Annotated in this window: 1 protein-coding gene; it reads right to left on the reverse strand. The window is 69.3% G+C overall.

The genetic code is table 11. From position 1 onward, the window contains the following. Window positions 1-31: 31 nt before the first annotated feature. Window positions 32-1240, reverse strand: a protein-coding gene (locus B0I32_RS56210) for an IS3 family transposase (protein WP_106253701.1) whose coding sequence is annotated in 2 segments (ribosomal slippage) — window positions 32-945 and window positions 945-1240 — 1210 coding nt annotated over the 2 segments. Because the reading frame shifts where the segments join, the coding sequence is not laid out codon by codon here. This gene is flagged as partial in the annotation.

Genomic DNA, 1240 nt, shown 5'->3' on the forward strand with positions numbered 1-1240 from the left:
GGGGCTTCCCCCATGAATGCGAACACCAATTTCAGGCGGCAGGCCTCAGACTATCTGCCATCATCTCGTAGGCGATCGGGCTGAGGTGGCCGAGGCGGGAGTGCCGTCGGACCGTGTTGTAGCGGGTGATCCAGCGGAACACGGCCAGACGGGCGGTTCGGGCGTCGGGCCAGTGGTGCGTACCCTGCAACGTCTCGCGTTTGAGGGTGGCATTGAAGGACTCGGCCAGCGCGTTGTCGGCGCTGGTGCCGACCGCGCCGCGCGAGCGGGTGACGCCGAGCCGGCGGCAGGCCCGGGCGAACTCCCGCGAACAGTACTGCGCCCCGTTGTCGCTGTGAAAAACCGCGCCGTCCAGGCGGCCGCCCCGGGTATGCGCGGCTGCCTGCAGCGCGTCGATGACGAGCTCGGTGCGCATGTGGTCGGCGATCGACCAGCCTGCCAGCCGGCGCGAGTACAGATCCACGACCGTGGCCAAGTACAGGAAACGGCCGCCGCCGACGGGCAGATACGTGATGTCGCCGACGTAGCGGGTGTTCGGCTGCGCGGCGGTGAAGTCGCGCTGGATCAAGTCCGGCACCGGGGCCACGTCCGGCTCCGGGATGGTGGTGCGGATCTTCTTGCGCAGCCGCAGCCCGGCGATGCCGTGCTCGCGCATCACCCGTTCCACCCGCTTGTGGTTGACCTTCATCCCTGCTGCGCGCAGCTCGGCCGTCATCCGGGGCGAGCCGTAGGTGCCGTCGTGCTCGGCGTGGATTCGCCGCATCCGCTCGGCCAATTGCGCGTCGGCCTGGCGGCGGGCCAGCCGTGCCACAGCGCCCTTGAGCCACCGGTAGAAGCCCGAGCGAGACACCTGCAGCACCCGGCACAACCGCTTCACCCCGTAGAGCGCCTTGTGATCCTCAACGAACTGGAAGCGGTTCACCAGTTCGTCTCGCCCGCGAAAAGCTTGGCCGCCTTGCGCAGGATGTCCCGCTCTTGCTCCAGCTCCCGGATCCGCGCCTTGAGCTGCTTGTTCTCCTCTTCTAGCACGTCGTCCGAGGGTACGTGCCCGCCCGACGCGGCCTTACCTGCCGGGGCCGCGCCGGCTCCACGTTGTCCGCCTTCGCCCCTGGCCTGCGCGGCGCGCACCCAGACTCGCAGCGTCTCGCGGCTGACTCCGAGGTCCCTCGCGATCGACGTGATCGTCCGGTCCGGCCTCGACAACACCAACGCCACCGCGTCGGCCTTGAACTCGGGCGGG

Origin of the sequence: Nonomuraea fuscirosea, assembly GCF_003001935.1 — a bacterium.
GTDB lineage: Bacteria > Actinomycetota > Actinomycetes > Streptosporangiales > Streptosporangiaceae > Nonomuraea > Nonomuraea fuscirosea.